The sequence below is a fragment of the Streptomyces griseoaurantiacus genome, assembly GCF_036189845.1.
GTDB lineage: Bacteria > Actinomycetota > Actinomycetes > Streptomycetales > Streptomycetaceae > Streptomyces > Streptomyces griseoaurantiacus.
The window spans coordinates 1,189,642-1,203,480 of the sequence record NZ_CP108326.1 but is presented as its reverse complement, the minus strand read 5'-3'; the positions used below and the strand labels follow the sequence as shown (position 1 = coordinate 1,203,480).

12 protein-coding genes, 1 pseudogene and 1 riboswitch are annotated in these 13,839 nt (G+C 72.3%); of the genes and pseudogenes, 10 read left to right on the top strand and 3 right to left on the bottom strand.

Annotated elements, in window-relative coordinates:
* Positions 1–66: 66 nt before the first annotated feature.
* Positions 67–197, top strand: a riboswitch (FMN riboswitch).
* 205 nt (positions 198–402) lie between these two features.
* The 9 genes and pseudogenes from OHB09_RS05410 (at position 403) to OHB09_RS05370 (ending at position 8,237) form a co-directional block, all read left to right on the top strand.
* Entirely contained in the window at positions 403–1,008 is a 606-nt protein-coding gene (locus tag OHB09_RS05410) for a riboflavin synthase (RefSeq protein WP_093592700.1), read from the top strand.
* Positions 1,005–1,649: a nicotinamide mononucleotide transporter family protein gene (locus tag OHB09_RS05405; protein WP_093592703.1), complete on the top strand. Its 645-nt coding sequence runs from the start codon at positions 1,005–1,007 to the stop codon at positions 1,647–1,649. The genes OHB09_RS05410 and OHB09_RS05405 overlap by 4 nt, the downstream gene beginning before the upstream one ends.
* Positions 1,646–2,962: a bifunctional 3,4-dihydroxy-2-butanone-4-phosphate synthase/GTP cyclohydrolase II gene (locus tag OHB09_RS05400; protein ID WP_006141549.1), complete on the top strand. Its 1,317-nt coding sequence runs from the start codon at positions 1,646–1,648 to the stop codon at positions 2,960–2,962. Before OHB09_RS05405 ends, OHB09_RS05400 begins: the two co-directional genes overlap by 4 nt.
* 92 nt (positions 2,963–3,054) lie before the next feature.
* Positions 3,055–3,540, top strand: coding sequence for a 6,7-dimethyl-8-ribityllumazine synthase (ribH, locus tag OHB09_RS05395; RefSeq protein ID WP_006141548.1), 486 nt, complete (start codon positions 3,055–3,057; stop codon positions 3,538–3,540).
* Positions 3,541–3,574: 34 nt separating this feature from the next.
* Positions 3,575–3,847 carry a phosphoribosyl-ATP diphosphatase gene (locus OHB09_RS05390; protein WP_006141547.1) on the top strand — a complete coding sequence of 91 codons (273 nt, stop codon included), beginning with the start codon at positions 3,575–3,577 and terminating at the stop codon, positions 3,845–3,847.
* A gap of 59 nt (positions 3,848–3,906) precedes the next feature.
* A complete protein-coding gene (gene hisG / locus OHB09_RS05385) occupies positions 3,907–4,755 on the top strand; it encodes an ATP phosphoribosyltransferase (protein ID WP_006141546.1) in 849 nt (282 codons plus the stop codon).
* Positions 4,756–4,772: 17 nt separating this feature from the next.
* Complete coding sequence (locus OHB09_RS05380) at positions 4,773–5,321, top strand: PH domain-containing protein (RefSeq protein WP_252307050.1); 549 nt, start codon at positions 4,773–4,775, stop codon at positions 5,319–5,321.
* Between the two features lie 226 nt (positions 5,322–5,547).
* Positions 5,548–6,873: pseudogene (locus OHB09_RS05375) on the top strand (hemolysin family protein); the annotation flags it as partial.
* A 311-nt stretch (positions 6,874–7,184) separates the two neighbouring features.
* Positions 7,185–8,237 (top strand): hemolysin family protein, encoded by a 1,053-nt coding sequence (locus OHB09_RS05370; protein WP_006141543.1) that lies wholly within the window; start codon positions 7,185–7,187, stop codon positions 8,235–8,237.
* Between the two features lie 67 nt (positions 8,238–8,304).
* Here the strand turns inward: OHB09_RS05370 and OHB09_RS05365 are convergent, their stop codons facing one another.
* A complete protein-coding gene (locus tag OHB09_RS05365; RefSeq protein ID WP_006141542.1) occupies positions 8,305–10,197 on the bottom strand; it encodes an AAA family ATPase in 1,893 nt (630 codons plus the stop codon).
* A gap of 472 nt (positions 10,198–10,669) precedes the next feature.
* Positions 10,670–11,377, bottom strand: a complete 708-nt coding sequence (locus tag OHB09_RS05360) for a uridine kinase family protein (RefSeq protein WP_319119294.1) — start codon at positions 11,375–11,377, stop codon at positions 10,670–10,672.
* A gap of 145 nt (positions 11,378–11,522) precedes the next feature.
* Between OHB09_RS05360 and OHB09_RS05355 the strand changes: the two genes are divergently transcribed.
* Positions 11,523–12,878, top strand: coding sequence for a peptidase C39 family protein (locus OHB09_RS05355; protein ID WP_328921672.1), 1,356 nt, complete (start codon positions 11,523–11,525; stop codon positions 12,876–12,878).
* Between the two features lie 190 nt (positions 12,879–13,068).
* On the opposite strand, the gene OHB09_RS05350 is transcribed toward OHB09_RS05355, so the two are convergent.
* On the bottom strand, positions 13,069–13,677 hold the full coding sequence (locus OHB09_RS05350; protein ID WP_006141538.1) for a hypothetical protein: 609 nt from the start codon (positions 13,675–13,677) through the stop codon (positions 13,069–13,071).
* Between the last annotated feature and the right edge of the window lie 162 nt (positions 13,678–13,839).

Here is a 13,839-nt window from a genome sequence, read left to right as displayed (position 1 = left end):
CTCGCTGTGAGAGACCGCACAGTCACTCACCCGCACGGCCGTGGCACACTGTGCCTGTACAAGAAGCAGCGCACTCCGGGGTCGGTGAAAGTCCGAACCGGCGGTTACAGTCCGCGACCCGGTCGCTTCCAGCGACCGGTTGACCAGGTGAAATTCCTGGACCGACGGTTAAAGTCCGGATGGGAGGCAGTGCGCGGCGGGCGGGCATTCGTGCGCGCCGCCGTAACGGTTCGTCCATGAGGACGCGTGACCGTGCGGACCCGCGGGACATCCCGCGCGGATCCGCACTCCGTGCCCGGGGCGGATCCGCTCTCGGCGTCGCCCCCGGTGTTCCTCCCGTACGAGTCTGTCGTTCCGACAGCCCCCGGAGTCCGTGCCCGAAGAGGCAGGAGGACCCGGGAAGTGTTCACCGGAATCGTCGAAGAGCTGGGCGAAGTGACCGCCGTCGAGAACCTCGGCGACGCCGCCCGCTTCCGGCTCCGTGGCCCCGTCGTCACCGAGGGGGCGCAGCACGGCGACTCCATCGCCGTCAACGGCGTCTGTCTCACCGTGGTCGACCACGAGGGCGAGGAGTTCACCGCCGACGTCATGGCGGAGACCCTGACCCGCTCCAGCCTCGGTGCCCTCACCGTCGGCTCCCGCGTCAACCTCGAACGCCCCACCGCCGTTGGCGCGCGCCTCGGCGGGCACATCGTGCAGGGCCACGTCGACGGCACGGGCGAGATCCTCGCGCGCACGCCCTCCGAGCACTGGGAGATCGTCAAGATCTCCCTCCCGCCGGACCTCGCGCGCTACGTCGTCGAGAAGGGCTCCATCACCGTCGACGGCATCAGCCTCACCGTCGTCGAGGCCGGCGAGGCCCACTTCACCGTCAGCCTGATCCCCACGACCCTCGCCCTGACCACCCTGGGCCGCAAGCAGCCCGGCGACCCGGTCAACCTCGAGGTCGACATCGTCGCCAAGTACGTCGAGCGGCTGCTCGGCGCGGACCGGGAGGCGGCCGAGTGAACTGGCTGAACTCGCAGGCGTTCACCCTCTTCGACCAGCAGATCAAGTGGTCGGACATGATCGGCAACGTCATCGGCCTGATCGGTCTGGCCTTCGGCTGGCGCCGGTCCATCTGGAGCTGGCCCACCCAGTTCCTCTCCGGTCTCATCCTCTTCGCCGCCTTCGCCACCGCCCACCTGTCCGGCAGCGCCGGCAAGCAGGTCGTCGTCATGGTCGTCGCCGGTTACGGCTGGTGGCAGTGGAACCGGGGCCGGGGCGGCGCGGAGGACGGCCACATCGCCGTCCGCTTCGCCACCTGGCGCGAGCGCGCGGCACTGGCCGCGTTCGCGGCCGTCGGCACGGTTGCCGTGGCCGCCCTGTTCAAGGCGTACCCCTCGCTGTCCTGGGATCCCTGGCCGGACGCGTACATCTTCGTCGGCACCGTCGTCGCGATGTACGCCCAGGCGCGCGGCATGGTCGAGTTCTGGTTCGCCTGGCTGCTCGTCGACGCCGTCGGCGTCCCGCTGAACTTCGCCAACGGCTTCGCCTTCTCCGGTTTCGTCTACGTCCTGTACGGCGCGCTCGTCCTGTGGGGCCTGCGCGACTGGTGGCTGCGCTCCCGCCGGAGCACGCGGCCCGTCCTGGAAGGAGCCACGGCATGACCACGGCGCCCGTCCTGCACAGCACCGACCTCCTCGACGAGCTCGCGCTTGACCCCGTCGAGCAGGCGATCGCCGACATCGCGGCAGGCCGCCCGGTCGTGGTCGTCGACGACGAGGACCGCGAGAACGAGGGCGACCTCGTCATGGCGGCCGAGAAGGTCACCCCCGCGCACGTCGCCTTCATGATGAGCGAGTGCCGCGGCCTGATCTGCGCCCCCATGGAGGGCGCGGAACTGGACCGGCTGCGACTGCCGCAGATGGTCGAGGACAACACCGAGTCCATGAAGACCGCGTTCACCGTGTCCGTGGACGCCGGCGCCGCGCACGGCGTCACCACCGGCATCTCCGCCGCCGACCGCGCCACCACGCTGCGGCTGCTGGCGAGCGGCTCCGCCGAGCCCGCCGACCTCGTCCGTCCCGGCCACATCTTCCCGCTGCGCGCACGGCCCGGCGGCGTCCTCACCCGCGACGGGCACACCGAGGCCGCCGTCGACCTGGCCCGGCTCGCCGGGCTGCGTCCCGCCGGGGCGATCGTGGAGATCGCCGGGGAGGACGGCCGCATGCTGCGACTGCCCGAACTCGTGCCCTTCGCCCGCAAGCACGGCCTGACGATCATCTCCATCGAGGACCTGGTCGCCTACCGCCGAACCGCCGAGGCCGAGGAGCCCACCGCAGCCGCCGAGCCGGCCGTCCGGCACGAGGCCGAGGTCCGGCTGCCCACCGCGCACGGCGAGTTCACCGCGCACGGCTACCGCGCCACCGCCGACGGCGTCGAGCACATCGCCCTCGTCCACGGCGACCTCGGCGACGGCGAGGACATCCTCGTGCGCGTCCACTCCGAATGCCTCACCGGGGACGTCTTCCACTCCCTGCGCTGCGACTGCGGCCCCCAGCTCGACACCTCCCTGGAGCTCGTCCAGCGCGAGGGCAGGGGAGTGGTGGTCTACCTGCGCGGCCACGAGGGGCGCGGCATCGGCCTGATGTCCAAACTGCGCGCCTACGAACTCCAGGAGCGCGGCCGCGACACCCTGGACGCCAACCTCGAACTGGGCCTGCCCGCCGACGCCCGCGACTACGGCGCAGGGGCGCGGATCCTCGCCGACCTCGGGGTGCGCAGCGTACGGCTGCTGACCAACAACCCCGACAAGACCGACGCGCTGGAACGCCACGGTGTGCGGGTCGCCGCGCGGGTACCCATGCCCGTGCAGGCCGGCGAGCACAACCTGCGCTACCTGCGCACCAAGCGGGACCGGATGGGGCACGACCTGCCCTGGCTGGACACGGCCACCGCCTCCCCCTGCGGCAACCAGTAGAGACACCGTCAGCGACACGGCCCGGCCGGACACATCAGGCCGGCCCCCACCGGAACCAGTCCACAACCAGACCTCCCAGGAGACACGAGAACGTGAGCGGCAAGGGCGCACCGGAACTGTCCGTACGGAACGTGAGCGACCTCAGGGTCGCCGTCGTCGCGGCACAGTGGCACGACAAGGTGATGGACGGACTGGTGGACGGCGCCCTGCGCGCCCTGCGGGAGCTGGGCATCGACGAACCCACACTGCTCCGGGTCCCCGGCAGCTTCGAGCTCCCCGTCGCCGCCAAGGTCCTCGCGGGCCGCGGCTACGACGCCGTCGTCGCCCTGGGCGTCGTCATCCGCGGCGGCACCCCCCACTTCGACTACGTGTGCCAGGGCGTCACCCAGGGACTCACCCAGGTGTCCGTCGAGACCGGCGTCCCGATCGGCTTCGGCGTCCTCACCTGCGACACCGAGGAGCAGGCCCTGGACCGGGCCGGCCTCGAGGGCTCGAACGAGGACAAGGGGCACGAGGCGGTGACGGCGGCGGTCGCCACCGCGGCCACGCTCCGCTCGGTATCCGAACCCTGGCACTGAGGCACCGGCCGGACCGCGTAGGGTAAGGAACACCATGTCCAAGAAGACGTTCGAGGAGCTCTTCACCGAGCTCCAGCACAAGGCCGCCCACGGCGATCCCGCCACCTCCCGCACCGCCGAGCTGGTCGGCAAGGGTGTGCACGCCATCGGCAAGAAGGTCGTCGAGGAAGCCGCCGAGGTCTGGATGGCCGCCGAGCACGAGGGCAAGGCGGCGGCAGCCGAGGAGATCTCGCAGCTGCTGTACCACGTCCAGGTGATGATGGTCGCCCGCGGCATCTCCCTGGACGACGTCTACGCCCATCTGTAGCCGTCCCGCCCCTCCTGCCCCGCCCCACTCACCTCTCCCACGCGAAGGAAGCCGACCTCATGCTGCGCATCGCCGTCCCCAACAAGGGTTCCCTGTCAGGCCCTGCGGCGGCGATGCTGCATGAGGCCGGCTACCAGCAGCGCCGGGAGTCCAAGGAACTGCGGATCGTCGACCCGGTCAACGAGGTCGAGTTCTTCTACCTCCGCCCCCGCGACATCGCGATCTACGTCTCCTCCGGCCGCCTCGACATCGGCATCACCGGACGCGATCTGCTCGTCGACTCCGGAGCCCAGGTCGAGGAGATCCTTCCGCTCGGCTTCGCCCGCTCCACCTTCCGCTTCGCCGGCAAGCCCGGCACCGTCGACGGCGTCAAGGACCTGGCCGGCCTGACGGTCGCCACCTCCTACGAGGGCATCGTCGCCGGGCACCTCGCCGAGCACGGCGTCGACGCCTCCGTCGTCCACCTCGACGGCGCCGTCGAGACCGCGATCGAGCTCGGCGTGGCCGAGGTCATCGCGGACGTCGTCGAGACCGGGACCTCGCTGCGCAACGCGGGCCTGGAGGTCTTCGGGGAGCCCATCATGACCTCCGAGGCCGTCGTCGTCCGCCGCACCGGGGCGGACGTCGAGGAGCCCAAGGTGCAGCAGTTCCTGCGCCGGCTCCAGGGCGTCCTGGTGGCCCGGACCTACGTGATGATGGACTACGACTGCCGCGTCGAGCAGCTCGAGAAGGCCGTCGCGCTCACCCCCGGTCTGGAGTCCCCGACCGTCTCCCCGCTGCACAACGAGGGCTGGGTCGCCGTGCGTGCCATGGTCCCCTCCAAGGAGGCGCAGCGGATCATGGACGACCTCTACGACCTGGGCGCGCGCGCCATCCTGACCACGGCGATCCACGCCTGCCGCCTCTGACCGGCCGGAGCGACACCATGCCGACACCGCCCGCACCCGGGGGCCCCACCGGCCCCACCGGCCCCGCCGATCCGTCCGGTGCCCGGGACACCCCGGGCACCCCCGAGGTCCCCGCCCTGCCGGTCACCTTCCGGCCGGGGCGCACCCGGGCCGTGCTGCTCACGGCGGCCCTCGCGACCGTCCTCGTGATCACCGTGGTCGCCCTGCTGCTCGAACAGCTCGGGCCCGGGGAGCGTCTCAGCTTCGTGCTCACCGCGTTCCTGCTCGCCGGCGTGCTGGTCCTGCTCGCGCGGCCCCGGATCACCGCCGACGACTCCGGGGTGACCGTGGTGAACATCATCAGCCGGCGCCGGCTGGCGTGGGCGCAGATCGTTCAGGTCAATCTCCGCCCGGGCGACGCCTGGGTCTTCCTCGACCTCAGCGACGGCACCAGCCTCCCCGCGCTGGGCATCCAGCCGGGCATCGCACGGGACCGTGCCATCGCCGACGCGCGGGCGCTGCGCGCGCTCGTCCGGGCCCGCTCCGCCGACGACCCCGAGACGCCCTCGGGGGAGCCTCAGGGCTGAGTCGGGGAAGCCGGCCCTGCCGCATTCGGCCGTGTCTTGATTAATCTTGGGGGCGGAGGCGTTGACACAACACCTCCGCCCCTGCCGCACCGCCCGGTGCCCGGGGGCTCCTGCTATCCGAGGAGTGACTCCCTCCGGCGATGGACGGACCGTCCTGCAGTACCTGCGCCGCCCCCTGCCGACATAGCGCGGACCCGTTCCGCGCGCGTGCTCGGGCGGCGGCATCATGACCATCCCCCTGCTGCTCCTCGCAGCGGCCTTCGTACTGATCCTTGCCAACGGCTTCTTCGTGGCCGCCGAATTCGGTCTGGTCACCGTGGAGCGGGCCGAGGCCGAGAAGGCCGCCGCCGAGGGCGACCGGCGCGCACGCACGGTCGTCGAGGCGCTCAAGCAACTCTCGTTCCAGCTCTCCGGCACCCAGCTCGGCATCACCATCACCTCCCTCGTCGTCGGCATGCTCGCCGAACCGGCGCTGGCCGAACTGCTGCGCGGCCCGTTGGCCGCCCTCGGCCTGCCCGAGGGAGTGCTCTCCCCCCTCGCGGTCGTGGTCGGCATGCTGCTGGCCTCCGCGATACAGATGGTGATCGGCGAGCTCGTCCCGAAGAACTGGGCGGTGTCCCGGCCGCTGCAGGTCGCCCGCTTCGTCGCGGGCCCGCAGCACGTCTTCGCCCGCCTGTTCCGCCCGGTGATCTCGGCGCTCAACACCGTCGCCAACCGGCTCGTTCGGGCCCTGGGCGTGGAACCGGCCGAGGAACTGGCCTCCGCCCGCACCCCCGGCGAGCTGGTCTCGCTGGCCCGCCACTCCGCGCAGGCCGGCACGCTGGAGCAGGACACGGCCGACCTGTTCGTGCGCACGCTGTCGCTGGGCGACCTCACCGCCCAGCACGTGATGACCCCGCGCGTGAAGGTCAGTGCCCTGCAGTCCTCCGCGACCGCCGAGGACGTGGTCAACCTGACCCGCGCCACCGGACTGTCCCGCTTCCCCGTCTACCGGGAGAAGATCGACGAGATCGTCGGCATGGTGCACCTCAAGGACGCGCTCGCCGTGCCCGTGCACGACCGGCTGCGCACCACCGTCGGCCGGATCGCCCAGCCGCCGGTCCTGGTCCCCGAGACCCTGCCGGTGCGGCCGCTGCTGACGCGGCTGCGCAGCGAGCAGCCCATCGCCGTCGTCGTCGACGAGTACGGCGGCACGGCGGGCGTGGTCACCCTGGAGGACATCGTCGAGGAACTCGTCGGCGAGGTGCGCGACGAGCACGACGGCCTCGACCTGCCCGAGCTCGCCGTCGCCCCGCCCGAGGACGGACGCCCCTCCTGGGACGTCGACGGCGGGCTGCGGGTCGACGTGCTGCGGCGCATCGGCCTCGACGCGCCGGAGGGGCCGTACGAGACGGTGGCCGGCCTCGTCGCCGACCTCCTGGGACGCATCCCCGCCCCCGGCGACCGCACGGACCTCCCCGGCTGGCGGCTGACCGTCCGGCAGGTCGACCACTACCACGCCGAGCGGGTCCGCCTGACCCGCACGGATCCGGCAGTCGAGACCCACGCGGCCTCCTCCCCGCCGGCCCCGCGCACCGCGCCCGCCGCGTCCGCCCCGGCCCGCCCGGCGGCGGCACAGGCGTCCGCGCCCGGCGGCTCCTCGGCTCCGGCCCCGGCGGCCGCGCCCTGGAGCATGACCGCGGCGCCCGGCCCGGGCACCGGGACCGTGCTGCCGCACGCCGTCCCCGGCGGCGCGGCGCAGACGGCGGAGCGCCGCGGCGGCACCGCCGCGACCGGCCGCGAAGCCGTACCGGACGGCGACGCGGACACGTCCGGGCGCGCAGGACGGCCCGCCCGCAGCGGTTCCCAGGCGGAGGCCGTGCGATGAGCGTCGTCCAACTCCTGTTCGCCGCGCTCCTGGTGCTCACGAACGGGTTCTTCGTCGGGGCCGAGTTCGCCCTGGTCTCCGTGCGGCGCAGCCAGATCGAGCCGCTCGGCACCGCCCGGGCGCGTCAGGTGCTCCAGGGGCTGGAGCGGCTGCCGCAGATGATGGCGGCCGCCCAGTTCGGCATCACGGTCTGCTCGCTCACCCTCGGCGCCGTCGCGGAACCCACCGTGGCGCACCTGCTGGAGCCCCTCTTCGCCGCGGTCCGGATCCCCGAGGGCATGGTCCATCCCCTCGGCTACGTGATCGCGCTCGCCGCCGTGGTCTTCTTCCACCTCGTCATCGGCGAGATGGTGCCGAAGAACCTCGCGATGGCGGCACCCGAGAAGGCCGCGCTGTGGCTCGGTCCCGGCCTGGTCGCCTTCGCCCGCCTGTGCAGGCCGGTCACGGTCTTCCTCAGCGCCTGCGCCCGGCTCGTCCTCAGGATGTTCCGGGTGGAGCCCAAGGACGAGGTCGAGGCGGTCTTCACCAGCGAGCAGCTCAACCAGCTCGTCGAGGACTCCGGCCAGGCCGGACTGCTCGACCCGGAGGAGCAGGAGCGCCTGGAGGACGCGCTGGAACTGGGCTCCCGCCCGGTCACAGACGTCCTCCTGGACCGCGCCTCGCTGGTGACGGTGCGCCCCGCGGTCACCCCGGGGGAGATCGTGGCGCTGACGGCCCGGACCGGGTACTCCCGGTTCCCCGTCGCCGCCGAGACCGGTGCCTTCATGGGCTATCTGCACGTGAAGGATGTCCTCGACCTCGAGGAGTCCGAGCGGGCGGTACCCCAGCACGTGTGGCGGCCGATGACCACCCTGGCCGCCGAACTGCCGCTGGACGACGCCCTGACGGTGATGCGGCGGGCCGCGACCCACCTGGCGCAGGTGGCGGACGCCTCCGGCCGGGTGCTGGGCCTCGTCGCCCTGGAGGACGTCCTGGAACTGCTGGTCGGCGAGGTGCGGGACCCGGCGCACCGGCTCGCCCCGGAAGGGGCGAAGGCACCCGCGGTGTGAGGGACGGCGGGGGCGGCGGACACTCCGCCGTCCCCGCGCACGCCCTCCCGGTGAGGGCCGTGACGTCCTACAGCGCGGACGGATCCTGCGGGCTCCGCCCGGACAGGACCTCCCCGTACGCCTGCATCAGGTCCGGCAGCCGCAGCGTGGCGAGGTCGTCCCGGGACAGGGCCCCGGGATACGTGCTCAGCCGCAGGTCCCGGTAGGCACAGCTCTTCTCGTACAGCGTGCGCAGGAACCGCCCGTTGCCCAGTTCGTCGATCCATCCCTGGTCGACGACGTGCCCGGCGATCGAGCGCAGCTCGTCCAGCGCCTCCTCGTCCCAGACGTCGCCGTTCTCCGCCGCCAGCACCTCCCCGATGGACGTCAGCTCCAGCGGCCGGTACGAGGGGAAGTCCACCCGTGTGGTGAACCGCGAGGACAGCCCGGGATTGGCGGCCAGCAGCCGGTCCATGCCCTCCGGGTACCCGGCGAGGATGACCACCAGGTGGTCCCGGTTGTCCTCCGCCCGCTTCAGCAGCACCTGCAGCGCCTCGTCGCCGTACGCGTCGCCCTTGCCGTAGCCGGAATTGGACAGGGCGTACGCCTCGTCGACGAAGAGGACACCGCCGATCGCCGAGTCGATCAGCTCGTTGGCCTTCACGGCCGTCTGCCCGAGGTACTCGCCTACGAGGTCCGCCCGCTGCGCCTCCACCAGGTGGTCGCCGCCGAGCAGCCCGAGCGCGTAGAACACCCGGCCGAGGATGCGCGCCACCGTCGTCTTCCCGGTGCCGGAGGGACCCGAGAAGACGAAGTGCCGCTTCGGCGGCTGCACGGGCAGCCCCTGACCGGCCCGCAGCCGCGCCATGTTGAGTTGCGCCGACAACGCCTTGACCTGGCGTTTCACCGGCTCCAGGCCGACCATCCGCTCCAGCTCGGCGAGTGCCTGCGCCAGCAGCGCGGAATCGGTGGGCCCGGCCGGCAGCGAGGACGTGCCCGTTCCGGTCCGTTCCCGGGCCGCGTCGGCGGCCGGCGCCGCGACGACCGGGGCGGCCGGAACGGTGGGCGGCTCGGGCTCGGGGGCGGTCCGCAGGTCCCAGCCCTCCGCGCCGGCGCCGTACAGCGGGTCGGCGGCGTCGAGTCCGTCCGGGCCGTCCAGCAGGTCCTGGCCGAGGCCGGCGAGCGTGATCGCCGCGAGACCGGTCGCGTCCTCGTACCCGTCCCCCTCGGAGATCGCCGCGAGCCGGGCCGAGGTGTCCATGAACGCCGGGTCCACCCGGTGCACCGCCCGGTACAGGGGCAGCGCGGCCGCCGAACGGCCCGTGCCCTCATGTGCCCGCGCGAGCCAGTACCGCAGTTCCTTGCGCTGCGGCTGCTCGCTGCGGCACCGCATCAGCGCGGCCGACAGCAGCGGCTCGGCCTGCCCGAACATCTCCAGCCGCACCCGCGCCATGCCGCCGAACAACCCCGCCTCGATGCCGAGGAGGGTGTCGTCGATCAGCGGGTCGGTGTGCCGGACCAGCTGCTCCCAGTCCTTGACCAGATAGGCCCGGCAGGCGTGCAGGAAGCGGACCTGGGGGTCGGTGTCGATGGGCGGCAGCCCCGCGAGGGCCCGGTCGAGTTCGGGCACGTGCCGCCCGTCCAGCCAGTGCGAGGCGTGGGCGAGCAGCAGATCGCGGGGGCTCTCCAGCACCGGCTGCACCCACCAGCCCAGCCAGTACCAGGAGTTGAAGGTGCGCCGGTGCCGGGCCCGCTGCTCCCCGAAGCGCTCCCGGTGGTGGAACATCCGCAGCAGGGCGGTCGTCGTGTCGACGCGCAGCGCGTGCAGGCCGAGCCAGCCGTCCGCCATCCCGGGGTCCATCCGTACCGCGGCCCGGAACTCCTCCTCCGCCTGTGGGTAGGCGCCCATGGTGTAGGCGTCCACGCCGCGCAGCCAGGCGAGGTCGGCCGGAGCCTCGGGGCCCTGCGTGCCGAAGTCCATCACGTCCCCCACAAACCGTGCCCCCGATGGTTCACCGCCGGGCAGGTGCCCGTCGGCAGTCCTCGAACCGCTGTACCGCGGACCGGAGTTGCAGTGGTGCGACCAGGCGGGCCCGGTCACGCCGAGGGCATCGTACCTGCGGGGCAGCCGCCCGCCGAAGGGTGCCGTCGGGGCCTTCGGACGAGGTGGGAGCACGGGGGCGCACACGCGCCGGTGACGGTGAGTGAGCGCGGGGCGTCGCTCGGCACACGGCAAGGCGCCCGCGGACAGGACGAAGCCCCCGATCACGGGGGAACAACCGGGGGCTTCGCGCGCGAGGGCGGCTCCGCGGAACCGCACATGGGCAACGTAGGACGTGTGCGGCGCCCCGGTCAAGCGGTGCGGAGGGCCGGGCGCACACGTCGATGAGCTGGCCCTTCACTGAATCAGCACACCGCTGACGATCCGTCACCCTCCGTGAGGGAATCCCCTGTCACCAGGTCCCCGCGGGCCCCGGCAGCACCAGATATTTTTCGCCGGACGCGGATTCGGACCCGGACACGGACGCGGCTTCGGACCCGGCTCCGGTGCCGGCCGCGGACCCGGACCCGGACCGGATCCCCTCGCGCGTCCGCCGCACCAGCAGATCGGCGTGCGGTCGTGAGGGGTCCTCGGCGAAGTGCCGGCGCTCCGCCGGGATCCAACCGTCCCAGAACTCCCGCTGCTCCTCGCCGTCCCGCTCCCGGCCGGCCCGCCAGGCCTCCTCGGCCGGCAGCTCCATCCACAGCAGCAGCGCCAGATGCGGGCGCAGGGCCCGGCGTCCGGCGCCGACCCCCTCGAGCAGCACCACGGGAGCGGGCGGCAGCGCGCGCGCCGGTCCGAAGCGGCGCGCACGCCAGTCGTACGGGCGGTAGTGCGCCGTGCGGCCCTCGCGCAGCGGTGCGAGGACCTCGCGCAGCAGCCGCCCCGTCCAGTCGAAGAGTTCCGCGTGGGTGGCGATGTCGTCGAGGTGCAGCACCGGTGCCCCGCCCAGTGCCTCGGCCAGTCGCCCCGCGAACGTGCTCTTCCCGGACCCCGCGTGCCCGTCCACGCCGAGGAGCCGCACGTCCCCGCACGAGGGCGGTGTGCGGCGCACCGAGGAAACGAGCTGCTGAATGACGAGCCCCGAACGCCGAGTACCGGCAGAGATTGACGGGACCATCCTCTCCTGCCGGAGGTCGAGACCAATAGTGGTGGCGCGCCGAAGCGCCGGAATGCTGGCAGGCGTCCCGCCGCGGCGGCCATAGTTGGCCCACTCGCGTCCCACCACCGTCCAAGGACCCAAGGACACTCGGGGGTAGACACACATGACCGGATCTTCCCAGCCCTCCCGCCGTACCCTCCTCACCGCCGCGGTGGCCGTCGCCGCCGCGGCCGGCGCGACGGCCCCCGTGGCCGCCGCCCCCTTCCACCGTCCGACGAGAACGAAGCCCGCACCCACCGTGGACCATCACGCCTGGACCTCCGTCACCGACTGGCGTTCCGGCACGGCCAAGGGCACCCGCGTCCTCGCCGGTGTCCGCCCCGGCCTGGTGCTCGACGCCCCCGCGGGCCGCACCGACTACACCGACCCGCACACCGGCCGGACCTCCGCCTGGGAGTACGCCACCTGGACCTCCCGGGCCCACACCCTGGCCGTGCCCGCCACCGAGCTCATCGCCTCCTGGAACGCGCGGACCCCGGCCGGCACCTGGATCCAGACCGAGGTCTCGGCCCGCTACTCCGACGGCACCGACACCCCCTGGTACGTGATGGGGCGCTGGGCGGCCGGCGACGAGGACATCCGCCGCACCTCCGTGGACGACCAGAGCGACGGCAGGAGCAGCGTCTGGACCGACACCCTCGCCGTCGACGACGCCGCGAGCGGGCTGCGCCTCGCCTCCTACCGGTTGCGCCTCACCCTGTACCGTGCGCCCGGCACCGAGAAGACGCCCACCGTGTGGCGGCTCGGCGCCATGGGCTCGGACGTCCCCGACCGTTTCACGGTGCCGGCCTCCACGCCGGGGTACGCCGGGGAACTCCGGGTCCCGCGCTACTCCCAGGAGATCCACAAGGGCCAGTACCCGCAGTACGACAACGGCGGCGAGGCCTGGTGCAGCCCCACCTCCTCGCAGATGATCATCGAGTACTGGGGCCGAAGGCCGACGGCCGGGCAACTCGCCTGGGTGGACCCGTCGTACGCCGATCCCCAGGTCTGCCACGCGGCCCGCTACACCTTCGACCACCAGTACGAGGGCTGTGGCAACTGGCCCTTCAACGCGGCCTATGCGGCGACCTACCCGGACATGCAGGGGGTGGTGACCCGGCTGACCTCGCTCAACGACGTCGAGACGCTGGTCGCCGCGGGCATCCCGGTCATCACCTCGCAGTCCTTCCTCAAGGAGGAGCTGACGGGCGCCGGTTACGGCACCGCGGGACACCTGATGACCGTGATCGGCTTCACCGCCGAGGGTGACGTCATCGCCAACGACCCCGCCGCGCCCGGCGACGCCGAGGTGCGCCGCGTCTACCGGCGCCGCGAATTCGAGAACATCTGGCTGCGCACCAAGCGCTACGACGCCAACGGCCAGGTCAAGGGTGGTTCCGGCGGGGTCTGCTATCTGTACTTCCCGGCCCGTCCGACGCCGGAGGCACAGCGCGCTCTCGCGAGCGTGGGGGTGTGAGGACCAGGTGCGCCGCCGAGGCACGCCGGCCTGAGTGAGATTCCCGTCCCGATCGGGTCCGCCGTCCCGATCGGGTCCGCCGTCGACCGATCGACCGGTGTGCCCTCCACGAGATCTCTCGCGGGAGGGGACACCGGTCGATCGGCGTGCCGGAGGGTACGGGCGTGGCGGACGTCCCGATATGACCGCCTCAGATGGTCGGGGTGTCGTCGACGACCGGCTTGTGCACCTCGACGACCGGCTTCCACCCCGCCGAGAACTCGATGAAGTCCGCGCGGGTGGGGTAGGTGTCGATCGCGCGACGGTCACGCTTGGGGTTGTCGCCTCCCTTGCGTCCCCGGGGAACCTGCTCCTCGAAGATGTCGACCTTCACGTCGGGGACCTCCTTGAGGCCCTGCCGCCAGATCTGCACGATGTCGGCGCCGAACGCCTGCCGGGCCGCGGCGTAGAGGGCACTGAGCGACCCCTTGTCCCCGCCAGGGACGAAAAGCGCCAAGTCCAGTACGACACCGGCGGACTGGAGGACCTCGACGGTCTCCGAGCCGTTCTCGTCGGCCACGTGGATTCCGGCTTCGTTCTCGTCGTCCGGAAGGCAGGTGACTTCTTCCTGGAATATGGTGCGCGCCGTGATCGCGCCGCCCTCGAAATCCTCACCGGGCTTGGTCAGAAAGGCAGGGACATAGCAGTCGGGAAGTTTGAGCTCGGCCGTGTCGGCGGAAACGAAGATTCTGTCCTTCACGCCGAGCTTCGTCACCTCTTCGAGCGAGAGACGGCGAGTGGCGATTTTCTCCGTGTTCACGATTTCCCTTTCAGGTGGCACTGTCCTTTCGAATGAGGACGTTACCATGATCACCCAAGGCCAACTGCACCGTGAAATCAGGGGAGATGGCCCCCGAGGGCCGGTGCGGAGGATATCGGGGCGAGCGCCACTCGGGCGGGCGCGTATCCGCCAGATGGTACC